Source organism: Salinisphaera sp. Q1T1-3 (genome assembly GCF_003602005.1).
Classification (GTDB): Bacteria; Pseudomonadota; Gammaproteobacteria; order Nevskiales; family Salinisphaeraceae; genus Salinisphaera.
Genome location: NZ_QZWD01000005.1, coordinates 50643 through 74456, shown reverse-complemented (window position 1 = coordinate 74456; position 23814 = coordinate 50643). Strand labels below are relative to the sequence as shown.

17 protein-coding genes are annotated in these 23814 nt (G+C 63.2%); 7 read left to right on the top strand and 10 right to left on the bottom strand.

Annotated features, from left to right (window positions below):
- Window positions 1-564 precede the first annotated feature (564 nt).
- The gene (locus D3260_RS06570; protein ID WP_120097785.1) at window positions 565-1068 is read right to left on the bottom strand and encodes a sigma-70 family RNA polymerase sigma factor; all 504 of its coding nucleotides are present in this window, start codon (window positions 1066-1068) and stop codon (window positions 565-567) included.
- Between the two features lie 850 nt (window positions 1069-1918).
- A complete protein-coding gene (locus D3260_RS06565; RefSeq protein ID WP_147418118.1) occupies window positions 1919-3157 on the bottom strand; it encodes a hypothetical protein in 1239 nt (412 codons plus the stop codon).
- A gap of 920 nt (window positions 3158-4077) precedes the next feature.
- Between D3260_RS06565 and trxA the strand changes: the two genes are divergently transcribed.
- The 4 genes from trxA to D3260_RS06545 all read left to right on the top strand — a co-directional run bounded on the left by trxA (window position 4078) and on the right by D3260_RS06545 (window position 7633).
- Entirely contained in the window at window positions 4078-4425 is a 348-nt protein-coding gene (trxA, locus tag D3260_RS06560; RefSeq protein WP_120097783.1) for a thioredoxin, read from the top strand.
- Window positions 4426-4427: 2 nt separating this feature from the next.
- On the top strand, window positions 4428-6203 hold the full coding sequence (locus D3260_RS06555; protein ID WP_120097782.1) for an enoyl-CoA hydratase/isomerase family protein: 1776 nt from the start codon (window positions 4428-4430) through the stop codon (window positions 6201-6203).
- A gap of 108 nt (window positions 6204-6311) precedes the next feature.
- Complete coding sequence (locus D3260_RS06550; protein WP_120097781.1) at window positions 6312-7274, top strand: DnaJ C-terminal domain-containing protein; 963 nt, start codon at window positions 6312-6314, stop codon at window positions 7272-7274.
- Window positions 7275-7276: 2 nt separating this feature from the next.
- Window positions 7277-7633: a chaperone modulator CbpM gene (locus D3260_RS06545; RefSeq protein ID WP_120097780.1), complete on the top strand. Its 357-nt coding sequence runs from the start codon at window positions 7277-7279 to the stop codon at window positions 7631-7633.
- Between the two features lie 144 nt (window positions 7634-7777).
- Here D3260_RS06545 and D3260_RS06540 read toward each other — a convergent pair whose 3' ends face one another.
- From D3260_RS06540 to tadA, 8 genes are all read right to left on the bottom strand, one after another.
- Window positions 7778-9472 (bottom strand): NAD-dependent malic enzyme, encoded by a 1695-nt coding sequence (locus D3260_RS06540; RefSeq protein WP_120097779.1) that lies wholly within the window; start codon window positions 9470-9472, stop codon window positions 7778-7780.
- 128 nt (window positions 9473-9600) lie between these two features.
- Window positions 9601-11259, bottom strand: coding sequence for a choline dehydrogenase (betA, locus tag D3260_RS06535; protein ID WP_120097778.1), 1659 nt, complete (start codon window positions 11257-11259; stop codon window positions 9601-9603).
- Between the two features lie 25 nt (window positions 11260-11284).
- Window positions 11285-12748 (bottom strand): betaine-aldehyde dehydrogenase, encoded by a 1464-nt coding sequence (gene betB / locus D3260_RS06530; RefSeq protein WP_120097777.1) that lies wholly within the window; start codon window positions 12746-12748, stop codon window positions 11285-11287.
- A 481-nt stretch (window positions 12749-13229) separates the two neighbouring features.
- Window positions 13230-15641 (bottom strand): mechanosensitive ion channel domain-containing protein, encoded by a 2412-nt coding sequence (locus D3260_RS06520; RefSeq protein ID WP_120097775.1) that lies wholly within the window; start codon window positions 15639-15641, stop codon window positions 13230-13232.
- Window positions 15642-15826: 185 nt separating this feature from the next.
- Window positions 15827-17170, bottom strand: coding sequence for a DUF2254 domain-containing protein (locus D3260_RS06515; RefSeq protein ID WP_120097774.1), 1344 nt, complete (start codon window positions 17168-17170; stop codon window positions 15827-15829).
- A 199-nt stretch (window positions 17171-17369) separates the two neighbouring features.
- On the bottom strand, window positions 17370-18632 hold the full coding sequence (locus D3260_RS06510; protein WP_120097773.1) for an aspartate aminotransferase family protein: 1263 nt from the start codon (window positions 18630-18632) through the stop codon (window positions 17370-17372).
- Window positions 18633-18763: 131 nt separating this feature from the next.
- Window positions 18764-19921, bottom strand: coding sequence for an isocitrate/isopropylmalate dehydrogenase family protein (locus tag D3260_RS06505; RefSeq protein ID WP_120097772.1), 1158 nt, complete (start codon window positions 19919-19921; stop codon window positions 18764-18766).
- Window positions 19922-20324: 403 nt separating this feature from the next.
- Window positions 20325-20801: a tRNA adenosine(34) deaminase TadA gene (gene tadA / locus D3260_RS06500; protein ID WP_120097771.1), complete on the bottom strand. Its 477-nt coding sequence runs from the start codon at window positions 20799-20801 to the stop codon at window positions 20325-20327.
- Window positions 20802-20916: 115 nt separating this feature from the next.
- On the opposite strand from tadA, the gene D3260_RS06495 reads away from it, so the two are divergent.
- The 3 genes from D3260_RS06495 to D3260_RS06485 all read left to right on the top strand — a co-directional run bounded on the left by D3260_RS06495 (window position 20917) and on the right by D3260_RS06485 (window position 23717).
- Window positions 20917-21633 (top strand): SDR family oxidoreductase, encoded by a 717-nt coding sequence (locus tag D3260_RS06495; RefSeq protein ID WP_370456283.1) that lies wholly within the window; start codon window positions 20917-20919, stop codon window positions 21631-21633.
- Between the two features lie 111 nt (window positions 21634-21744).
- Window positions 21745-22539: an SDR family NAD(P)-dependent oxidoreductase gene (locus tag D3260_RS06490; protein ID WP_120097769.1), complete on the top strand. Its 795-nt coding sequence runs from the start codon at window positions 21745-21747 to the stop codon at window positions 22537-22539.
- Window positions 22540-22922: 383 nt separating this feature from the next.
- Window positions 22923-23717, top strand: a complete 795-nt coding sequence (locus D3260_RS06485; protein WP_120097768.1) for a DeoR/GlpR family DNA-binding transcription regulator — start codon at window positions 22923-22925, stop codon at window positions 23715-23717.
- The last annotated feature ends 97 nt before the right edge of the window (window positions 23718-23814 follow it).

Below are 23814 nucleotides of genomic sequence, written 5' to 3'. Positions count from 1 at the left end.
GCGGTATTGCCGTCAGACAAGCCCTGGCCGGTTGGGGCGCCAATTGCAAGATACCGCGTTACACGTCTGGATTGTTACACAGCACAATGCAGCCGCGCACGCCTTGATTAACCCGATTAGCGTTCGCCAACGCGGCGCGATCCTCAACAGACGCTAGGGCCTGTTGATGTATCGTTCGAGCGCCGCGTTGCGCCACAAATCGTGTCCGTCAAGGCGCGAGTTGCCGATCGTGGCGTGCCACGATCCAGGCTCGCAATGCCGCGGGGCGGCCATCGTCGAGTGTTCATGGGCGACCGAACCCTTCGGGACAAGCGCCCCAAATCAAAAACACGACGGCGATCCAGCGTTCGAGCACGCGGGCGCAGAATGACACGCTATGCGTGCTACGCCTCGTCTTTGCGCCCATCGTCAATTTGAAGGCGCACTCGGTGTGGAAACGCACGAAACATCAGCAGGCACAAGGCAGTTATTCCTATTCCTCGATAATCAAGACATCGGCGCACACACGACGTCTTGGGCTCTCCGCATACCCCCCGGATTCGCCAATCGACCCATCGTATATCTTCAGGGGTTTTGCACGACCTCTTCCAACCGCGTCTGCACCGCGGCGATATATTGACGGACCATACTCTTGGAAACGCCGATCTTCGCCGCCGCCTCGGCCTGCGTCAGCCCCTCCAGACGACAATAGACGAATGCCTGCCGGGCTTTTTCCGGTAATGTGTCAAACGCACGATCCACAGCCAGCAGAGCATCCATCATCGCATTCTGGTCTTCGGCCGACACCTCAATGGTTGTCGGCATCTGAGCCAGCAGCTGCAGATAATTCTGATAAAGGCTGCGGCGGCGAAGCGTGTTGAAGAATACCCGATTGGCGATCGTGGTTAACATGGCACGCGGCTCGCGCACGCTATCCAGCTCGCGTACAGCTGCAAACTGCACGAACGATTCGGATGCTATATCTGCTGCCTTGTCGGGATCGCCGGTGCGATAGCGTAGCTTATTGGTCAGCCACGAATAGTCCTTGCGAAAGACTTCGTCGAGTCGCTGCTGTCTATTCTTTTTCATTTGCCCGGGTTCCTCCGGCGCTGAACAATCAGACGCTTTATTGACACCTTCCGCGCCCACGGATATTCATTCACCACAGAACCGTCGCTCTGACTCCATCGGCAAACCGTAGTCGTGCCGCGCTTTACTCGCGAGTCAGCCTGCCAACCAGGCACGAATTCAACAATCAAACGCATGCCGACGACGCATTGCTGCGTTTCGGCTGCCCCAGTCGACAGCCGGTCGTTACGAAATATCGCCATATCCTCGCCGCATATGACTGTTCGTTGTGCCAAATCCGACACGCGCCGCCGGCCATCGTACGCTGCGCCCAGAAAACGCTCCGAATTGGCACCAAGAGCATTATCGCGACCACGCATGATGACGCAGTCTGTCGATCGATGGCAGATCCAATCGCCAAACAGTGCTGGCACTCGCTTGTATTGCCCCGCCATACTTCTTCTGCCTAAGACGACCAGTTCGTTATCGGCCCGAAAACGCACCACGACACGGCGATCAATCGGGATAAACCACTACCATGCAGAAAATTGAAGGCAAATTCTGCGCCATCTCGAATGGCCACGTGCACGTCCATTGCCGGTCAAGCATAGAAACTGGATCGCTGAAGGTTTCGACCCACCCTGCCGCGGGCTCGATTATTATTAACCTGGCATAAAAATAGATGATTTGCAGGGTTGATAACGCCCGTATGCCGGCCGCGGCGCGGCCAGAGGACGCGAATCCGTTAAAAATGAACGCCGGAAACGCACCAGCGTTCGTTGTTTGGTAGCGTTGAAAACAGCTGAAAAATTCAGCTTTCTCATGCTGGATCGATAATGATTCTTGGGTTATCGCTTCGATTCGCGAGCCTTCAAACCGGGGCCTCACGCAGCAACCGCAACAGATAGAGCCACCAGTCGTGGTCGAACGTCGATAGCCAGACCCGGGCATTCTCGTGGAAGGCTTCTTCTCGCGCGATGTATTCCTGGTCCTGGGGCTGTGCTTCCCATTCCCGTTGTGCCTGCTGCAAGGTCTCGGGGGTGAAGCGCCCGCCGGGCTCGCGGGCCTCTCGCTCACTGAACCAGCGGAAAAGCAACATTTCCATCGCAAAATCCTGATGCCGCCAACCGTGCAGAAAACGCACCATCGAGACCTTGGCGTAACTGCCCAGGCCAAGCAGTAGATGACGCCAGGCCCGATGGGCATCGTCAGCCGGCGGCGGCGACGCACACATGATCAATTCGGCGACATGTCGTTGCAGCGTTCGGTACGGATCATCTCCCGATACCATGTGACTGGCTGCCAGACGTAATTCCCGCCATTCCCCGGCTGGCACTATCTCTCCGCGACGACGCTGCGCATCCAGTGTCAGCCATTGTCGTCGCAAACCGTCAATGTGGCTGTCATTGATCAATTCAGCCCAGGGTAGCTCGGGCGCCGCCAGCCAAGCACTGAACAGATTGATTGCCACATCACGCAACTTACAGCCCGGCTCTAATACATCGAACAACTGATCGATCTGATCACGGGTGGCGACATCCAGAAATTCGAGCACGCAGGCGAAGGCATATGGCATGCCGGTCATGCGCTCGAACAATTCGGCATCGGTGTCGTGGACCATAGCCGCGGAGATCGTGCCTTGTCCGTCATGCCAGCGCGGCGCATTCCAAGTGTCGATATGCCCGGCACGAGCATGCCAGCGCAGGCGTTGGTAGAAAAAATCGCGCAGTTGGCTATCACCGTAGAAGGCGCGCCAATCGCCGCGGCCAGGAGACAACCCGTTTTTCAGCAAACCCTGCTCATATAGCCAGTGCTCGATCCCGTCTACGGTCACCGGATAGGGCAGCAACGCGGGCGTCGCAAGCGGCTGAAGCAGCATGAGCAAGGGCGGCTTTAGCCCCAGACGGTCGAGATGCTGGGCCTGCCCGCGGCTGTCAAGCCAAACGCAATGAAGGCGTTTCTCACGCCCGTGCAATTTGGACAGCGTCTCGATTACAGACGAGTATCCTGCGGCATCGGGATCACCTGCATAGAGCAATATCGGCCCTTCGGTGGCCATTAAGGCGGCTTCGAGCATGTCGCCATCGAACTCGTGAATTGGTTCTGGCATCAAACGCTACACTCCGATTGTTAGCAGTGGACGGCGAGATCTGCCGGCCAGCCGGATCCTCTTTTGTTAATCCGGTACCCAGACAACTGACCCAGTCAGCTGTCTTCAACACCGTGCTGACATGCCCGCGCTTGATGCCGCACGGCTTCGCAATGCTTGGCCGCGGCAGGCATGCCTTGGCATAGGCACATCGTTAACCCGATAAAACCACCTCGATTCGCGGCGCATCAGCGAAGCGCTAAACAACTGTTGCGGTCGCACTACTGGTTTTGCGCATGGGCTGCTGGCAAGGAAAAGCGAGCGTGGTCTGCTCAGCGCCCGCTCGCATGCTCTGACGCCAATCAGACGCGGGCCGCGCCCGGGCTGCTCGTTTCGCGAACACGCATCGCACGGGATTCGGCCGCCAATGCGCCGATACCGCGTTGCCGAGCTTGACCTGCCGATTATCAACGCCTTGGGGCAGATGCCACGCTCGGACGCCTTGTATCGACACATTCGAGGACACGAACGCAAGCCGCCAGAGGTTGTTCCGAGCTTCCTTGGTCAATCGTCGATGTCCTCAAAACACGTTCCGCCCGCATGCCAGCAGGCTCGATGAGCCGACGCAACACTTACGGCATCGCCGGTGAGTTCGCGACGGCCCCAAGCCTGTTGAACTGGCATCGGATGGTCGAACGCTCAGCCGCTTTCAATACCGTGACGGAAGGCCGACGCACGGTCGTGCCCCGAAGACACTCGGCTAGACCTGTCGCAGGCGAAGTCGCCACTGTCACTTTTCGATGCTCATTGCACACAAGTAGAAACATGATGCGTCGAGCGGCGGCCGCGGTCCAATCATGAAAACCCGGTCACTGTCAGGTCGGCGCGGCGGAATCCAGGGATATACCTATCCCGATGCCCCTCCTGCAAGGACCCATGCAATGAGTAATATCCAAGCTGTAACCCTGGCCGATTTCGAAGATCGCGTATTACGCGCCCGATCTCCGGTGCTGGTCGATTTCTGGGCACCATGGTGCCAGCCATGCCGGTTGTTACAGCCCGTACTTGAAGAGATCGCGACAGAATACAGCGACCGACTGATTGTTGCTGCCCTTGACGTGGAACAAGCCAACCAGACACACGATGACATAACGGCAACACGCTTCGAGGTTCGTAGCCTGCCAACGCTGGTTCTGTTCGATCAGGGACACGAAAAAGATCGCCGTGTCGGCCTATTGTCACGGCTGCGCCTGCGCGAATTTATCGACTCGATCGGCGTGTCGCACTGAAGATGAGCAATACACACGAATCGAACAACGCCCACGCGGTCGGCCACGATGAGAACCGGCCGAATATCGTACCGGATACTGGTGGTGAACCGGTGACCGGTCAAGCCGGACACGAGCCCGCCGTGGCCTATCAGCGCCATGGCGGGCTCGTCTGGCTGATTTTCGGCGCCGCGGACGGCAATCTCTTCGACGAGACGCTCCTCGATACGCTGCACGCCGCGCTTACGCGTTTTGTTGCCGATCCCACGTCCCACTTGGCCATACTATGCGGCAAGGGCGATGACTTTTCACGCGGCGCCGCTCCCGAGGAGCTCGGCACGCTCTACAACAGCGATGCCGCGCGGCCGCTGTGCGAGACGCTTCAGGCCAGCCCTAAGCCCGTCGTTGCCCTACTTCGCGGTGCTGTACTTGGCACGGCACTGGAGATCGCCCTGGCCTGCTCCTATCGCCTCGCCGTCGGCCCGGTTCGTATGGGATTTCCGGAAATTCATCTCGGCTTACCGCCGGGCGCCGGCGCCACGGTGCGCTTGCCACGACTGATCGATAACCTCGACCGATCCGCGCGCCTGTTGCTTTCCGGTGCAAGCATCAATGCAACCGTCGCCATGCGTTGGGGCCTGCTCGATCATCGCCTTTCCCGGGATGACCAGGACGAGATCGAGGCGGTTCTGCACAACCTGCCTGCCCATGGACGGGAGACGGCAATGAACCGCCCCTCACCCGCGGGAGCACTCGCTGACATGGCCGCATGGCCGGTCCGCCACATGGCACAACAGGCTATCCGGACAGTGCTTTCCGAACCAGACGCGGCAACCGCCGACGCGCTGGAACGCCAACATTACCGCCAGTGCGAGGAATCGACCGAGCGACACACGATCGCTGCACACTGGCAGACTGAAGTGATCGCAGCGCAGCGCCCGCTGAACGGCGTCGCCCTGCCTGTCATCGATCGCATAGTGCTACTCGGCGGTCACGACATCGACGCATCGCTGGTTCTCCCCGAGGTTGTGCGTACTGAGACGGTCGCGACCTGTATCGCCGAAGCAGCGCGATCGACCATCATTGTCGTTGACCAGGACCCGATCTGCCCGGAACAGATCGAGAAACTCGATCAAAGCCTACCGACTGATCAACCGCTACTCGTGTTACGTCCAGAGACCGAATCGCCACTGATCGGCAACGCACGGCTGATCGACATTGCATTGAGCGGCGGCCACCCCCGCCGGGTGGCGATGCTGGGTCCGAGCGAGTCCGAAGACCAGCCCCATTTGGCGCCGGCCGTTGCCGCCCTGCGCGCGCTGGGCTTACCTTGCCTGCATCTTCAACAACGACAGCCGCTGGGCGCGATCCTGATCGACGCAACGACGGACACTCTGATCCGAACGGCAGCCGCGATCGGTACGAACCGCGGACTTCATCGCGCCTGGCGTGCGGTTGGCCCGGCCGTCGCACTGCAGCAGCTGCGGCCGGATACCGATTCAAGCCCGGCAACCCCGCCATTACCCTGGAAGAGACTCGTTTACTTGGCATTACTCAACAACGCGTTGCGTTGTCTCGCTGGGGAATGGAATCTCGCGCGTCATCCGGATGATCTGGATCTATTGCTGATTGAAGGCTTCAATCTTGATGTTACCCAGGGTGGCATACTGCGCCAGTCACTCATCGAACCGGAAACATGCTTGCGCGACATCACGAATCTGGCGCAACGCTACGGTGAACCATGGCGACCGGCGAAACTATGGCAACGAATTGAGCGCGGAACAGCTGACGGTCGTTGACTCAATACCACACTAAATAATATGACGGATCGACAATCAATCAAACATATATTGAATTGACCAAAGCCTGTCGCTAGATTGATGGAAGGGCTTCTTCCATCATCCGCCATGGCCTATAGAGATTATTACGAAACCCTGGGCGTTGCGCGCGATGCCTCGGCCGACGACATCAAGCGCGCTTACCGCAAGGCGGCGCGCAAGTATCATCCGGACGTGAGCAAGGAAGCGGATGCCGAGGACCGCTTCAAGGATGTCTCCGAAGCCTACGAAGTGCTCGGCGATCCGGAAAAGAAAGCGGCCTACGATGCGATCCCGCCCGGCGGTGAGCCGCCGCATGACCGCACACAGGGCGCCGATACGGCCGCCGGGTTCGATTTCCACGGCGGCGGTTTCACCCAGGCCGATGCCGCGGACTTCAGCGATTTCTTCAGCGACATGTTCGGCGGCGCGACCGGGCCTCGTCGCCACGGCGCGACGGGCGGCACACGGCTGCGCGGCCAGGATGTCCACGCCCGGATCGAGCTCGCCATCGAGGACGCGTTCGATGGTGCGGTTCGAAGCGTCAATCTCGCCCGGCCTGAACAGCTTTCAGACGGTCGTATCGTCGAGAAACGACAGAATCTACGGGTCACGATCCCCAAAGGCGTGCGCGCCGGCCAACAGCTACGGCTGACCGGCCAGGGCGGGCCCGGCTTCGGCACCGATGCGCCGGCCGGCGATCTGTATATCGAGATCGACTTCGCACCGCACGCCATCTATCGACGCGACGGGCCCGATCTCATCGTCGATCTGCCGATCGCGCCCTGGGAGGCCGCGCTCGGGGCAACTGTCAAGACACCAACGCCCGGCGGCCCCGTCGATCTCAAGGTACCACCCGGGAGCAACAGCGGACGCCGACTGCGGCTGCGTGGCCGCGGCATGCCGGGCGGCGAGACGGCTGGAAATCTATATGCGGTGCTGCGGGTCACGATGCCGCCGGGCGGTGATGCGATCGATGCCGAAACCCGGGCACTCTACGAACGGCTGGCCGAACGCACGCCCTTCAATCCGCGTGCCGGCCTGGGAGTCTGATCATGTCCGATATTCACGCCCCGTCGCTGGTCTGCGAACACCTGCCCGGCGATCATACGGTCTCCCTCGGCCAGCTCGCCCGGGCCTGCGACATGCATGCCGAATGGATCATCGAGCTCGTCGAGCACGGTGTCATCGAGCCAGCCGCCCGACATCGAGGCCCGCAAGATGTCACGGTCTGGTATTTCAGCACCACGCATCTCGTACGCGCCCGTCGGGCCGCCCGACTGCATCGTGATCTGGCCGTCAACACGCCCGGTCTGGCGCTCGCCCTCGAACTCATGGACGAAATCACGACACTGCGAGCCGAACTCGATGCGACCCGCGAGCGCACACCGCCGGCGAGCGCCCGCGACTAACGGCGGGCAGCGCCAATCACGCGAAACCGTGCGTGCAACACGCACGCCTCGTACCGTGCTCCCACCGGGTATGGCGCGCGGATGGATGCAGGTTACCCGACTGGTGTTCGCCGGCGCGGCGCACGCGGGACGCGTTAAAAGGCCCTAGAAGGCAGCGCGGCGATATCGACGATAACGCGGGAACCAGAAATTGCGCTCGACGGCGTCACGGATCGCCGCGTCGGTCGAAGACAGCGCCACACCGTCTTCCTGGGCCTGCTTGGCGACGGCGAAGGCGATGGCCTGCGACAGTTCCCGCACGGCCGACAGTGGCGGCAACAATGCGCCGGTGTCCGAATCGGCGAGCGGCGAATTCTCGGCAAGCGCGCGCGAGGCCGCCATGAGCATCTTGTCCGTGACCTTGCGCGCACGGGCTGCAATCACACCGAGCCCGACGCCGGGAAAGATATAGGCATTGTTGCACTGGGCGATGGGAATCCGTCGCCCGTCGAGCTCGACGTCGCGGAACGGACTGCCCGTGGCAACCAGCGCATCGCCCCCGGTCCAGGTCAGCACTTCCTCGGGGGTGGCCTCCACGCGAGACGTCGGATTCGACAACGGCATCACGAAGGGTTTCGGGCAATGCTTGTGCATGGTCTTGATGACCTGCTCGGAAAACAGGCCGCGCTGGCCGGACACGCCGATCAGGACCGTGGGCCGCGCGTTTTCGATCACGCTCATCAAGGCATCTTCGCCACGCGGCGCGGTTGACCAGTCGGCCACCGCATCGGCTTTATGGGCCAGCCGGGCCTGGAAGTCGTATAGATCGTCGACGTCGTCGGTGAGCAGCCCCACGCGGTCGATCATGTAGATGCGTTTGCGCGCCTCGGCATCCGACAGGCCTTCGTCGGTCATGGCGACCACGATCTGCTCTGCGATACCGCAACCCGCCGAGCCGGCGCCGACGAAGGTGATGGTCTGCTGGCTGACCTTCTCGCCCTTGGCCTTGCAGGCTGCCAGCAGCGAACCGACACAGATGGCCGCCGTGCCCTGGATATCGTCGTTGAAGCAGCAGATCTCGTCGCGATACCGCGACAGCAGCGGATTCGCATTGGCCTGGGCGAAATCCTCGAATTGGAGCAGCACGTTCGGCCAACGCCGCTTGACCGCCTGGACGAACAGATCGACGAACTCGGAGTACGCGGCATCGGAAATCCGCTCGTGCCGCCATCCCATATACATCGGATCGTCGAGCAACTGCTGGTTGTTGGTGCCGACATCGAGCACCACCGGCAGCGTATAGGCCGGCGAGATGCCGCCACAGGCGCTGTAGAGGGACAGCTTGCCGATCGGGATGCCCATGCCCCCGATCCCCTGATCCCCCAGGCCCAGGATCCGCTCGCCGTCGGTGACCACGATCACCCGGACATTGTCCTTGGTGGCCGAGCGCAGGATATCGTCCATGCGATGCCGATCGGGGTACGAGATGAACAGGCCGCGATGATTGCGATAGATCTCGGAGAACTGCTCGCAGGCCTGGCCCACGGTCGGCGTGTAGATGATGGGCATCATCTCTTCGAGATGTTCTTCCAGCAGCCGGAAGAACATGGTCTCGTTGTCGTCCTGGATCGCGCGCAGATAGATATGTCGGTCCAGGTCTGAATCACAGGCCTGATACTGCTTGTAGGCGCGCTCGACCTGTTCCTCGATCGATTCGACGTTCTGGGGCAGCAGCCCGATCAGATTGAAATCGACACGCTCGTCCGCCGTGAAGGCACTCCCCTTGTTCAGAAGCGGCATCTCGAGGAGCGTCGGTCCGGCATAGGGGATATAGAGCGGACGTTTTTCGTGCTGCGTCATGGCTTGCCTGTCGATCGATCGCGGGTCGCTAGGATAACGCCTCGTCGCCGCCCGCGCGTGAATGAGAAACGCCGGCACGAAGGCCGGCGCTGGAAAGCGGATCGCATGTCGGTGCGGGGACCGCGGGATCAGCGCTGGCTGGACTGCCAGTTCTCGGCGCGATAGAAATCGGCCGGCTCGGCCGAGCGCGACTTGCCCCGGACATAATCGGCGATTTTCTCGGCGATCATGATCGTCGGCGCGTTGAGATTGCCCGTGGTGATGCGCGGCATGACCGAGGCATCGACCACTCGCAGGGCTTCCACGCCGTAGACACGGCCCTCGCCGTCGACCACCGCCTCATCGTGGGTGCCCATCGCACAGGTACCCGACGGATGGTAGGCCGACTCGCCGTTGGCCCGCACCCAGGCATCCAGTGCCTCGTCCGACTCGACGTCTTCGCCCGGGCCCATCTCGGCACCGCGAAAGGCATCGAACGACGACTGGGCGATGATCTCCCGCGTCAGCCGGATCGCATCCCGCATCTCGCGCCGATCGCGCTCGGTGGCCATGTAGTTGAACACGATCTTCGGATCGGCCTTGTGATAAGCCGAGGCCAGCCGCACTTCGCCGCGGGATTCCGGCCGCATGGGCCCGACGTGTGCCTGGAAGCCGTGCGATGTGGCCTTGGCCGACCCGTCATAGGACACCGCCATCGGCAGGAAGTGATACTGAATGTTCGGGTATTCGATACCCGGCTCGCTACGGATGAAGCCGCCCGACTCGAAATGGTTAGTCGCCCCCAGGCCCTTGCGCGTGAGCAGCCACTGCGCGCCGATCTTGCCCATCGCTGCCTTGCTCTGGGCCGAGTACAACGTGATCGGCTGCTTACACTCGTACTGGACGTAGACTTCCAGATGGTCCTGCAGGTTCTGGCCGATGTACGGATTCTCGTGCACCGGCCGGATGCCGTGCTCGCGCAGCTGGTCGCCCGGGCCGACGCCGGAGAGCATGAGCAACTGCGGCGAGTTGATCGCTCCGGCACAGCAGATCACTTCGCGACGCGCCTCGAAGACCTCGCGCGCCCCGTTGCGATCGACCTCGATCCCGGTTGCCCGTGTGCCGTCGAACACGATGCGACGGGTCTGGGTGCGTGTCATGACGGTCAGGTTCGGACGCCGCATGACGCCGCGCAGATAGGCGTTGGCCGTGGACCAGCGCACGCCGTCCTTGGTCGTCATGAACATCGGACCGAAGCCTTCCTGCTGATGCCCGTTCATGTCCGGCGTGTAGGGATAGCCAGCCAGCATGCCGGCCTGGACGAACGCGTGATAGAGCGGATTGCGCCCGAGCCCCGTGGTGACGTGCAACGGGCCACCAGTGCCGTGGTATTCGTTTTCGCCCTGGTCGAAATCCTCGGCCTTGCGGAAGTACGGCAGTACGTCCTCGTAACGCCAGTCCTCCAGACCGAAATCGCGGGCCCAGCCCTCGTAGTCCAGCGCATTGCCACGCACATAGGCCATGCCGTTGATCGACGACGAGCCACCCAGCACGCGGCCACGCGGGCAGTGCATGCTGCGATTGTCCATGTAAGGGTCCGGCTGGGTATGGTAATTCCAGCTGAACTGGTCGCCGTTCATCGGGTAGGCGAATGCCGAGGGCATGTGGATGAACAACGAGCGATCCATCGGACCCGCCTCGATCAGCAGTACCTTCACGTCCTTGTCTTCGGACAGACGGTGCGCCATGACTGCCCCGGCCGAACCGGCGCCGATGATGACGTAATCGTATTGCGCGTGGTGACTCATGCGTTGACCCTCGAAAGACGTTGTTTCAGTACGGCGCGTCGACCGCACCACGGGCGACGAACACGCTCTTGATGCGTGTGTAATGCGACAGTGCCCGCCGGCTGTTCTCCTTGCCGATGCCCGAGCCCTTGATCCCGCCGAACGGCATTTCGATCGGCGTGATGTTGTAGTGATTGATCCAGCAGATGCCGGCCTCCAGCGCCCCGATCACGCGGTGTGCGCGTTCCAGGTCGCGCGTGAAGACCCCGGCCGCCAGGCCGAATTCCGTGTTGTTGGCCCGTGCCACGACCTCGTCCTCGTCGGTGAAAGAAAGCACCGACATGACCGGCCCGAAGATCTCCTCGCGCACGATCTGCATATCGTCGCGGCAGCCGTCGAAGACCGTCGGGGCCACGAATACGCCGTGTTCGCATCCGGCGACGGTGACTCGCTCGCCCCCGGTGACCAGACGGGCCCCGCTCTGCTTGCCGGCCTCGATGTACTCGAGAACCTGCCGACCATGTTCCGGGCTGATCATCGGCCCGACATCGGTCTCCGGCTCGGCGGGATCGCCGATCACGAGCCGCTCGACGCGTTCGACCAGCTTGTCGAGAAACGCCGTACGTACCGACTCGTGGACGAATACGCGCGTACCGTTGGTACAGATTTCACCCTGGGTGAAGAAATTGGCGAGCAGCGCGCCGGAGACCGCGTTGTCGAGATCGGCGTCCTCGAAGATCACGAGCGGCGACTTGCCACCCAGCTCGAGCGAGACTTCCTTGAGCGTGCCGGCCGCATCCGCCATGACCCGCTTGCCGGTGTCTGCGCCGCCGGTCAACGAGATCTTGTCCACGCCCGGATGCGTGGACAGCGCCTGCCCGGCCTCGCCGAAGCCCGGTACCACGTTGAACACGCCGGCCGGCACTCCCGCCTCCTGCGCCAGCTCGGCCAGACGCAGCGCCGACAGCGGCGTGAGTTCGGAGGGCTTGAATACAAAGGTGTTGCCCGCGGCCAGCGCCGGGGCCGCCTTCCAGCAGGCGATCTGCAGCGGGTAATTCCAGGCACCGATGGCGCCGACCACGCCCAGCGGCTCGGGTCGCGTATAGAAGAACCCGCCGTCGACTTCCTGATACTCGCCCTGGATCGAGCTGGCCTGCCCGGCGAAATACTCGAGGCAGTCGGCCCCCGAATCGACGTCGGCTTCCGGTGTCTCGGCGATCGGCTTGCCGCCGTCGCGCATTTCCAGCGCAGCCAGCTCATCGCGATGTTCGCGGACCAGCATCGACAGTCGATGGAGAATACGCCCGCGCTCGACGCCGCTGAGCGCCCGCCAGGCCGGTATCGCCGCGCGGGCCGCCGCGACCGCGGCATCGATATCGCCGCCGCCGCCGCGCGCGACCTCGGCCAGCACCGTCCCGGTCGCCGGGTTGATCGTCTTGAAGAATTGATCGTCGCGGCTCGGTACGAACCGGCCGTCGATCCATAGATATCGCTGGGCAGACTGCGGCATGGGCATGGCAAAAGACGTCAAGAAACCAACGACCGCGCAGCTTATCACGGCGCCATGCCTTCACCGGTCAATGATGCATGTCGCATCTATCGCCCCGCGGCCGGCCGCCACTGCCGTTTTTTTCACACGTGCGCTGGGCAAGTATGTGGACAACTCGTGGGAAGACGCGGCCAAGCCAGTCAAGACGGGGGTTTCGAACCCAATGGTTATTTTTTGACCAGTCGCGCATCGGAACGCGCAGCGACCGCGTCACATGATGTGAGCCGTTTATTCACGGCCCGGCTGGATAAGCCTGTGGACGGTCGTCGGCAAACACGACAAAACGCCCGTGGCATCAGGGCTGGCGTGAGAGTGATCACTTTCTAACCAATCGGTGCTGTAGGCCATCGGCCGAAGACCCTCGCGTCTTCCTCGCGACGAAAAAAAGCCCGTCATCACATCGCGTGATGACGGGCGGATCGCTGACAGCGTCACGCCGAGGCTATTCAGCCGGCGCGTCTCCGGTCTCGTCCGGTGCGGCATCGTCGCCGCGCCGACGTTTCTTCAACGGCTTGGTCTGATGATCGACTTCGCTTTCCTCGATCACCCGCACATTGGCCGCCGGCGCTTCGCCCTGTCGGTCTTCGCCGAAGTACAGGGTCTGATGCGGATACGGGATCTCGATGCCGGCGCGATCGAAATGAATCTTGACCAGCCGGTTGAAGGCACGGCCGATGCCCCACTGCGTACCGGGCTTGGTCTTGATCATGATCCGGATATTGACCGAACTGTCGGCGAGCGCGGTCACGCCGGGCACGGTCATGTCCTCGAGGATGTTCGGGCCGTGTGTCGGGTCCGACTTCAGATCCTCGAACGCCTCACGCAGATAGTAGATCGCGTTGTCGATGTCCTCGCGATAGGCAATGCCGTATTCGGTACGGAAATAGGCCCAGTCGCGCATGTAGTTCGACACCACGCTGGCCGAGGAGAACGGCACGATGTGGTAGCAACCGTCGATGTCGCGAATCGATACGGAACGGATGGTCAGGCGTTCGGCAGTGCCGGTGACCCCGCCGACCGTCACGACATCGCCCGTGTTCATCGCGTTTTCCAGCTGGATGAACACACCGGTGATGATGTCCTGGACCAGCTTCTGCGCACCGAAACCGATGGCCAGACCGAAGACCCCGGCACCGGCGATCAGCGGCCCGATATTCACGCCGATCTGCGACAGGGTGATCATCACCGTGAAAGTGGCGATGATGATCGCCAGCGCGTTGCGGAACAGCACCAGCAGCGTCTGCTGACGCGCGCTGGGCGCACCGCGGCCGGTCTTGTCGCTCAGCCGATGCTCGATGACGCTCGCCGCGATCAGCCACAGCAGCGCAGCAGCCGCGAGGATGATCAGCACTTTGAGCGTGACGGACACGGCGGTCAGGCCGGCATCCGATGACAGCCACTGGCCGAGATTGAACACTTTCCAGGCGTTGGCGATCAGCGCCACGACCACGATCAGGATGAGCACGCGGATCACCTGAAGCGCGTTCGGCACGTAGGAGTTGACGCGTGATTCCAGCATCGGGAGCCGCTCGCGCAGCGAATCCGAGAATCGCAGGCGACGCCCGATCGCCTTCGAGATGATCCCCGAGACTCCCAGGCCGATTGCGGCGACGATCAACGTCTCCAGCGTGGCGAGCAGCATATAGGGCAGCGCGCCGGACGGATCGATCTGGCTGACCACGAACAGCACGGTGAAGTAAGCGACCGCCAGGATCACCCAGACACGGGCCAGCAGACGGTACAGCACGCCGAAGAATCCGTTGGAGGCATGATCGGCCTTGTCACGGATGCGCTCGGTGAGCAGTTTCCGGTTGCCGAAGATCACGGCCAGCGCATAGATATAGGCCGCGCCCATGATCACGAACGTCAGGATGGCCCCGGCAATCAACGAAACCTGCTCGTTGACGATCGGCACCGCGACGAGCAGTGCATAGCCGACCACGCCGACGAAACAGCGCAGGCGGATACTCCACCAGCCGGCGACCGCCGAATCGAGATTCAGAAGCCGCAGGCTGGCGTGGCGCGAGGCAAACAACGCCCGGATCGCGACCTTGACCAGCTCGATCATCATGAAGGCGTTGATGAACAACGATTCGCGCGTGCCCATCGCGCCGGCGTCGCCCACGGCGAACAGCCCCGCGGCGTAACCCGCGCCGCCAGCCAGTGCGACGACGATCACATCGATCACGATGCCGCTGAAGATGGCCGTGGCCCGGCGGACCAGGGAACTGCCGTCCTCGTCCTTGCCGGCGCCAAAGCGCGCGATGGCCGAGAACATGAAAGAGGCCAGCCAGCGCAGCACGAGGAAAGCCGCCACGGTCGAGCCAACCACGATGGCGAACATGAGCGCAGCCTGCAGGAATACCTGCAGGTCGAACTTCGCCTTGTCCTTGGCACCGTTCGAACCCGGCTGGGCGATGGCACGTGCCGCGTGCCAGGCCGTCGTCACCTTGTTACTGATCGCCTCGGACCACGCACTGGTGGTCTGGGCGAACTGACGCGCGAACGAGACACGCGGCGCCGGTTCGGGCAGTGCAGCGGCCTTGTCGGTGGCCGCATTGGCATTGCCGGCCGTTTGATCCGCGGCTGTCGAATCACCCTGCCCGGCCGCACCATCGGCGGATTGTCGGAGCTGGGCGATCAGCGCCTCACGTGTCTTGTCGTTTTCGAGCAGATCGGCCAGCTGGTTCAGCGACACCGACTGGCCCGCTTCCTGGTCGCTGCTGGACTGATTGTCAGCGGCTGACGGCGCGGCCTGTACCGACGGTGCGGCAAACAGCACGGCCGCCGTCAGGCAGACGGCGAACAGATACAAGATCCGGGCGAAACCATTCGCCGCACGGTACTGATCCATGAATGTTTTCCTTTCCGCGATTCGTTCTGGGTCGGCGCCCGCCGGAATGGAAACCGCGGCGCCGACGATCTGTTTTGCCCGACATAATGACGCGACGCACTACGTAAAAACAAACCGTTGTGGATTCGCCAAGTCCGTGCCGATACACGGCACGGTCGATTCAACGACCGCGCGGTCGTCGTCGATCAGACCGCAGCCGGTGGCTCGGGCGTGTGGCTGCCGGCAGCCTCCAGGGCCTCGCGCGTCAGACCGAAGTGCCATTTGATACGGTCCACATCGATCTGCTCGCGCAGGCCGTGTTCGGCACTCTCGCGAATGGCCTCGGCGTGACGCGCCAGCATTTCACGTTCGTCGCTGCGGCGGGTCAACGGCGCCAGCTTCTCGATCACCGACAACATCTGTTCCAGCGTCTCGACGCTGGTGCGCCCGTAGTTGCGGATCGGCATGAAGGCGGTATCGAAAAGACTCGGGAAATACGGCAGTCGCAACACCAGCCGCAGCTCGCCGTCGTCATCGACATGGGCCTCGGACGGTCGCGGCCGGCCGAGAACGGTCGCCAGCGAACGCCCGATGCGGTTCAGGCAATCGAGCGCCGTGTAGGGATTGTTCAACGCCGGCGACAGCGCACGCACTGCGATCTCGCTGACCTGATTGACCGCGAACATCAGGTCGCGATCGGTCGTCCGATCCGGGCCGAGCACATACTGGCTGACCACCTGCGACACCGCATCGTCGGCGAGTTCCCGGCCATGCACCCGGGCCAGCACGGTGCCGGCGAATACATAGTCGCCGTAGGAGACACGCGACTCGATGAGGACATCGTGTTTCTTCGCGCAGGTGATCAGCGCCTTCTCACCGACGGTCTGCACATAGCCGCCGTGCTCGGCCACGATCTCCTGCGTGCCGTGGCCGAGTTCCGGCGCGCGCACGCCGTCGGCATCGGCCGGTTCCGGGGAATCACTGTCGGGATAGACCCGCGCGATGGCACCGTCGAGCTCGCCCGCCACGGTTTCGAGAACCCGGGGAGCCGAGACCAGCGCGGCCATGTGGTGGGTAAAATAGATCAGCGTGCAGGTCGAGAAAATCGACAGCGCGAATCCGACGGTCAGCGAAATGCCGGGCACGAACTGGTTCTTCGGATCGTTGCCGACCATGTGAAAGACCAGCAGACAGTAGACGAAGGTCGCCAGGAAGATGCCCAGCACGCTCTGATTCGCCCGATCACGCATGAAACTGCGGATCAATCGATGACCGAACTGGCTGGTCGCCAGTGTCAGCACCACCATCATGGTCGAGAACACCACCGTGGCGATCGCCACCATGGCGCCGGTCAGCGTCTGCAGCAGATTGCCCGCGTTCGACGGCCCCCCGCTATAGAACACGCGGCCGAGCCAGGCGCCGGTTACGCCAAGCTTGTCGAGGCTGAGCGTGGCCGCGAACAGCACGATGCCCGTCGTCATCATCAGCGACGGGATGTACCAGAAACTGGATCGTGCGATCTCCAGCCGCTCTTTGAGTTTTTCGTACATGGAAGCGTCGACCCCCTGGAAAACGGCCGGTTGTATCAGTGCCGCCGTAACAGTTGACGGTCTCGATGCCGTCAGCGTCGTCACAGGCCACTTGCCGCGCCATTATCCATCGCGCATGACGCGGATTTCATGCCCGGCAAAAAAAAGCCGCCGATCACACGATCGACGGCCTGGCTGCGCGTGGCGATGTGCGATCGCCTCAGACGGTGGCGTCCAGCGCCTTGGCGAAGATATCCACGCCTTCGTCGATCTGCTCGCGGCTGGCAACCAGCGGCGGCAGCCAGCGCACGACCTGTTTGCGCGGGCCACATCGCAGCAGCAGCAGACCGGCGGCTTCACAAGCCTTGGTGATGCGCTCGGCGCGCTCGCCGTCCGGTTCGCCGTCCTTGTGGATCTCGACGCCGATCATGAAACCCTTGCCGCGCACATCGACGATGCAGTCGTGATCGGCCATCAACGACTCGAGACGCTGTTTGAGATGCGCGCCCTGCTCGGCTGCGTTCTCGACCAGGCCTTCTTCCTCGATCACATCCAGCGTGGCCAGGGCCGCGGCACAGGCGACCACGTTGCCGCCGTAGGTGCCGCCCTGGCTGCCCGGCCAGCCTTTTTCCATGAGCCCGCGCGGCGCGGCGAATGCCGACAGCGGAAAGCCGGAAGCCAGCCCCTTGGCCGTGAGGACGATATCCGGCTGCACGTCGAAATGTGTATGCGACCAGAACTCGCCGGTCCGCCCGTAACCGGCCTGGACTTCATCGACGCCCAGCACCATGTCGTAGCGGTCGGCGCGCTCGCGCAGGCCCTGCATGAACCGGCTGTTGGCCGGCACGAAGCCGCCCTCGCCCTGAATCGGCTCGATCAGCATGCCGGCCGTATCGCGCGGCGAGCTGACCGTCTCCAGAATGTAATCGAGCTCGCGCAGACAGAAATCGGCGGCCTCGTCTTCCGACCAGCCGTAGCGAAAGGCGTTGGGGAACGGCGCGACGACCACGCCGCCCATGATCGGCTGCAAACCCGCGGTGTAGGCAGTGCCCGAGGTGGTCATGGACGCCGCGCCCATGGTCCGACCATGGAACCCGCCGTGGAAGACCACGATGTTGGGCCGACCGGCGGCATGGCGCATCAGGCGCATCGCGCCCTCGGCCGCTTCGGTGCCGGCGCTGGCATAGAACACGGTGTCGATATCGCCCGGCATCTTCTCGGCCAGACGGGCCGAGAGTTCCTGGATCGGGCGATGCGTGATCGTCGTGTACTGGCCGTGAATGAGCTTGCCGACCTGTTCCTGGGCCGCGGCGACCACCTTGGGATGACAATGACCGGTGCTCGTGACCCCGATACCGGCCGTGAAATCCAGATAGCGCTTGCCGTCGCTGTCGAACAGATAACAGCCCTCGCCACGTTCGGCGTAGACATCGGTTGCCTGTTTGAGCAGCGGGGACAGGTTACCGGGGCGGTTGGCCGTCATGGCAGTTCTCCTGGCTGTAAGAATAAGCGGTTTGGGGCACGGCCGGACGCCGTGCCCGTCGAGGCTAGACCTGTTGACAGGCCCGTGCAACGCACGCGGTGTACGGGCGCGCCGGCCGTGCGGATGAAGGCTCAGCCAGTCCGATCGGCCAACGCAGCGACGACCGCATCGCCGATGACATCGGTGGCGCGCGCATCGCCGGCGTGTGCGGCCAGATCATCGGCCACAGCCTGCTTAAGCCGGACGCCGGCACGGGCTGCGGCCGGATCCTGCTCGCCCATCCAGTCGAGCATCATCGCCGCCGTGAGCAGCATGGCGGCGGGTCCGGCCTTGTTCTGGCCGGCAATATCCGGGGCGCTGCCGTGGGTCGGCTCGAACATCGGTGGACGCGTCCGATCACCGGGATTGAGATTGGCCGAGGGCGACACGCCCATACCACCGTTCAGGACAGCGGCCAGATCGGTGAGGATATCGCCGTGCAGGTTCGAGGCAACGACGACATCGAACAACCACGGATGGCTGACGAACTTCATGCAGGCCGCATCGACCAGCTCGTGATGCGTGGCGATATCCGGATAGTCCGCCGCGATCGCCTCGAACATCTCGGTGTACATATCGCCCCAGAACTTCTGGGCGTTGCGCTTGGTCACGAGACAGACCTGGGCCGGTTTGCCGTTGAAATCCCGCGTTCGGCCCTCGGCCTGTCTTGCCGCGGCGCGGGCGCGCGCCTGCTCGAAGGCATGCCGGATGATGCGATCGGTCGCGCGATGCGTGAACACCGCGGTCTGTGTGACCACCTCGTTCGGCGTGCCGCGTGCCAGCCGCCCGCCCTGGTTCACATACTCGCCTTCGCTGTTCTCGCGAATGACGAGCATGTCGATGTCTTCGGCGCGCGGGTCGGCCAGATACTGGGGAGCGCCTGTCAACCGACGCACCGGGCGCTCGCAGACCCACTGATCGAAGCCCTTGCGGATCTCGAGCAACGGCGCCAGCGAATCCGAGTCCGACAACAGATAGCGTTCCGGGTCGGTGGTCGGCCCGGGATCGCCCAGGGCACCGAGCAGAATCGCGTCGTAATCGGCGAGCCGGTCGAGATAGTCGGCCGGCGCCGATTCGCCGTGGGCCTGGTGCCAGGCGTGCGACGGCCAATCGAAGACGTCGTAATCGATCGACAGCGCGGCATCGGCCTCGGCCAATGCATCGAGCGCGCGGGTGGCTTGCGCGATGACTTCCGGCCCGATGCCGTCACCCGGCAGGACCGCAACGCGCCATGTGGTTTGCGTTTTCATCCCGCCAACGTATCACCGCCGGCACGCCTTGCGAATGCCCTCGCTCGACCTTTTTCGGCAACCACGGTTGATCGTCGTTCGTGGGCGGGGAAAAAGCCTGCCGCCCCGCCCGATCATGCCGCCGCGGCATCTCACCGCCAGGGCCTGTTGATGTTTCGTGCGAATCCGCGCCACGCGCTCACTGCAATCGACAATGGGCGGCAAGACGAGGCCTGCTCGCACGCATCGCCTGTCCTGCTGCGTCAGCGCGCGAGAACGCGGGATTGCTGCTGTGTTCTTGATGCGCGGGCGCTTTTCCCGATGGGTTGGGCTGCCCATGGACAATCGCCGCTGGCCGCCCGGCGGCGATTCGCGCCTTGCAGGACGTACGGCGAACTCGCAACGATAGCGCTCGGACGAACCATCAACAGGCGCCAGCACGTCGGGCACGAAAGAAGCGACGCAACAACGAGGCACTCTGCTCACCCAGCACGCCGCCGACATGGGCCACACGATGATTCAAGCGCGCCTCGTCGAGCACGGCGAAGATCGAGTGCACGGCACCGGCCCGGAAATCGTCGGCGCCGTACACCACCCGAGCGATGCGGGCATGGCCGATCGCCCCGGCACACATGGCACAGGGTTCCAGCGTGCAATAGAGCGTGGCGCCGGGCAGCCGATAGTTATCGGCATATCGACAGGCATCGCGGATCGCCACGATCTCGGCGTGCGCGGTGGCATCACCCGCGGCGATCGGCTGGTTGTGACCGCGCCCGATGCATACCCCGTCACGCACGACAACGGCACCGACCGGCACCTCACCCGCAGCCTCGGCCTGCTCAGCCAGCGCGAGCGCCTGGCGCATCCAGATCCGGTCGTCTTCGCTGACGCTTGCTTGCATGGCTGTCCTGCGTGCCGATTCGTCGGCCATCGAAAATCTCTTGGTCATCCGCGACGGGGGTCATGTGCCGCGCCACGAGGCCTTACATTATAAGCGCGACTTGTTCTGGTGATCTTTGATGGCATCTCTTGCAAACACACGCGTGCTGGTTCTCGGCGGCAGTTCGGGCATCGGTGAAGCGATCGCCCGCCGCAGCGCCGAATCAGGCGCCGCCGTGACCATTGCGTCACGTTCGGCCGACAGGCTGGCCGCGGCCGCCGAGCGCATCGCCCGCGATATCGACACGGCCGTTCTGGATACAGGCGACAACGACGCGATCGAGGCGTTCTTCGCCGAGCACGGTCTGTGGGATCACGTCATCGTGTCTTCTGCCGATACCGCCCGCGGGCCGATGCGCGAAATGCCCCTGGCCGATGCCTACGCCGCGATGGACAGCAAGTTCTGGGGTGCCTATCGCATCGCCCGCGCTGCCCGAATCGCCGAGCACGGCACCCTGACTTTCGTGACCGGCTTTCTGGCCGAGCGCCCCGCGGCCGGTGCAGCCCTGCAGGGGGCGATCAACGCAGCTCTCGAAGGACTCATGCGCGGGCTGATGCTCGAACTGGCCCCGGTGCGGGTCAATGCCGTTTCCCCGGGGTTGGTGGACACGCCCCTGTGGGACAACCTGTCCACGGCACGAAAACGCGAGATTCTCGACAGTACTGCAGACCGGTTGCCGGTCGGACGCGTCGGGCGTGCCGGCGATGTCGCCAATGCCGTCCACTATCTGCTGATCACCGGGTTCGCCAGCGGCTCGGTGGTGCGGATCGACGGCGGTGGTGCCATCAGCTGACGCCGCGTGTGCGGTGCCGGCCGGCCAATCGTGATACGAACCCAAGCGTCTTGTTTTTCGCGGCCGACGTAACCATCTCCCGTCCATGCTTTCAATTCGAGCGACCGAATCATGAAGATAGAACTCAACGGCAAGACCGCCCTCATCACCGGCTCGACGGGCGGCATCGGGCTGGCCATTGGCAAGGGTCTGGCCGGCGCGGGCGCCACGGTGGTACTCAACGGCCGCAAGCAGGATCGCGTGGATGCCGCCATCGCCGATCTGAAGGCCGCGCTCCCGGATGCCGACGTGCGCGGCGTCGCCGCGGACCTGGGCACGGCCGAAGGCTGTCAGGCGGTCGTCGATGCCGAGCCGCAGGTCGATATCCTGGTCAACAATGTCGGCCTGTTCGGCCCGCATGATTTCTTCGACGTGCCGGACGACAAGTGGCAGCAATTCTTCGACGTGAACATCATGTCGGGGGTGCGTCTGTCGCGCGCCTACGCCCCCGGCATGGAGGCCAACGGCTGGGGTCGCATCGTGTTCATGTCCTCCGAGTCCGGCATCAATATTCCGGCCGACATGATCCATTACGGCTTCACGAAATCGGCCAATCTTTCGGTCTCGCGCGGCCTGGCCAAGCGCATGGCCGGCACCGGCGTGACCGTCAACGCCGTGCTGCCCGGCCCGACACTGTCTGAAGGTGTGCAGGACATGCTCCGCGAGGATCAGAAGGATTCCGGCAAATCGATGGAAGATTTCGCCCGCGATTTCGTCATGGAGGCCCGGCCCAGCTCCATCATCCAGCGTGCCGCGCACGTCGACGAAGTCGCGAATATGGTGGTCTATACCTGCTCAGAACAGGCCTCGGCCACCACGGGCGCCGCATTGCGCGTCGAAGGTGGCATCGTCGATACGCTGGTCTGATCCCGCCGGTCGCCTGCCGCCGCCACGCGGGTTGCGGCGGCGGCCGACATGCGCCGTTATCGAGCGGTCACAAGTCGGCAAAAGACACGCGCTGCCCGCGACGATTCAGTACGGTCCGCCAAAGATCATGATCGCCGCGTGATGCGACCCTGCGCTCGCCTGGCCGCTCGCCTGCCGATACGGTCGATATGGCGGCCGAACGCGCCGGCCGCTATCGCCAATTTCGATGCGCCCACGTCAGGCTCCTCGCACGGCAAATGCTGCCACCACGCATTGACCGGCGACCCAGCGCAGCTGGGACCGCCCGCCCCCGGCTTTCGTCGAATGTTCGGAAACGAACATTACTCATAAGGTGAGCACGGATTTCACACTGACCCACCGCCTTGACCGATCACAAAGCCGACGACGATGAACCCATCACGCCACGCCAGGAGGCCATCGTCGCCCGTGTGCAGCAATACGGTTTCGTGGCGATCGAGGCCCTGGCCCGCGAGTTCGACATCACGCCGCAGACCGTCCGCCGGGACATCAACGCGCTGTGCGCGCGTCGTCTGCTGCAGCGCTATCACGGCGGGGCGGGGCTTCCGCCGTCCACCGAAAATCTGGCCTATGAAACCCGCGAAGGCCTGCATGCCGACGCCAAGCGACGCATCGCGGATCTCGCTGCTACCCATATCCCCGATCATGCCGCCGTGGCCATCGGGCTCGGCACCACGGCACAGGCAGTCGGGCTGGCCTTGAAGGGGCATCGCGGACTGCGGGCCATCACCAACAATCTGCGGGTGGCCGCGACCCTGTCGGCAAGCGACTCGAATGAAGTCATGCTGGCCGGCGGCATCGTGCGCCAGATCGATGCGGGCGTGACCGGCGAATCGGCCATCGATTTCTTTCGCAGCTTCCGCGTCGACTATGCGCTGATGAGTATCTCGGGTATCGAGGAGGACGGCAGCCTCATGGACTTCGACTACCACGAGGTCCGTCTCCTACAGGCCATCCTGGCTAGCGCCCGGCGCCGTTTCCTGCTCGCCGACGCCAGTAAATATCGACGCCATGCCCTGATTCGTGTGGCCAATATCTCGGATTTCGATGCTCTGTTCACCGATCGTCGCCCGAGCGGCGAACTCGCCCGCGTGGTGGCCGATGCCGGTGTGGCCGTCTACGTCACCGACACGCCCTGACCGGGCACCGGACGATTTCCGGTCAGCCATGATCGGCCACATGCCGCACATCGAGCGCCGCCGCCGGCCATCGATCTGGGCCGTAGTCACGGGTTGG

Bases quoted from the DNA above. Each gene is read 5' to 3' on its own strand.
- D3260_RS06570 (WP_120097785.1), bottom strand. From the start codon at position 1,068: ATGAAAAAGAATAGACAGCAGCGACTCGACGAAGTCTTTCGCAAGGAC.
- D3260_RS06565 (WP_147418118.1), bottom strand. From the start codon at position 3,157: ATGCCAGAACCAATTCACGAGTTCGATGGCGACATGCTCGAAGCCGCC.
- trxA (WP_120097783.1), top strand. From the start codon at position 4,078: ATGAGTAATATCCAAGCTGTAACCCTGGCCGATTTCGAAGATCGCGTA.
- D3260_RS06555 (WP_120097782.1), top strand. From the start codon at position 4,428: ATGAGCAATACACACGAATCGAACAACGCCCACGCGGTCGGCCACGAT.
- D3260_RS06550 (WP_120097781.1), top strand. From the start codon at position 6,312: ATGGCCTATAGAGATTATTACGAAACCCTGGGCGTTGCGCGCGATGCC.
- D3260_RS06545 (WP_120097780.1), top strand. From the start codon at position 7,277: ATGTCCGATATTCACGCCCCGTCGCTGGTCTGCGAACACCTGCCCGGC.
- D3260_RS06540 (WP_120097779.1), bottom strand. From the start codon at position 9,472: ATGACGCAGCACGAAAAACGTCCGCTCTATATCCCCTATGCCGGACCG.
- betA (WP_120097778.1), bottom strand. From the start codon at position 11,259: ATGAGTCACCACGCGCAATACGATTACGTCATCATCGGCGCCGGTTCG.
- betB (WP_120097777.1), bottom strand. From the start codon at position 12,748: ATGCCGCAGTCTGCCCAGCGATATCTATGGATCGACGGCCGGTTCGTA.
- D3260_RS06520 (WP_120097775.1), bottom strand. From the start codon at position 15,641: ATGGATCAGTACCGTGCGGCGAATGGTTTCGCCCGGATCTTGTATCTG.
- D3260_RS06515 (WP_120097774.1), bottom strand. From the start codon at position 17,170: ATGTACGAAAAACTCAAAGAGCGGCTGGAGATCGCACGATCCAGTTTC.
- D3260_RS06510 (WP_120097773.1), bottom strand. From the start codon at position 18,632: ATGACGGCCAACCGCCCCGGTAACCTGTCCCCGCTGCTCAAACAGGCA.
- D3260_RS06505 (WP_120097772.1), bottom strand. From the start codon at position 19,921: ATGAAAACGCAAACCACATGGCGCGTTGCGGTCCTGCCGGGTGACGGC.
- tadA (WP_120097771.1), bottom strand. From the start codon at position 20,801: ATGCAAGCAAGCGTCAGCGAAGACGACCGGATCTGGATGCGCCAGGCG.
- D3260_RS06490 (WP_120097769.1), top strand. From the start codon at position 21,745: ATGAAGATAGAACTCAACGGCAAGACCGCCCTCATCACCGGCTCGACG.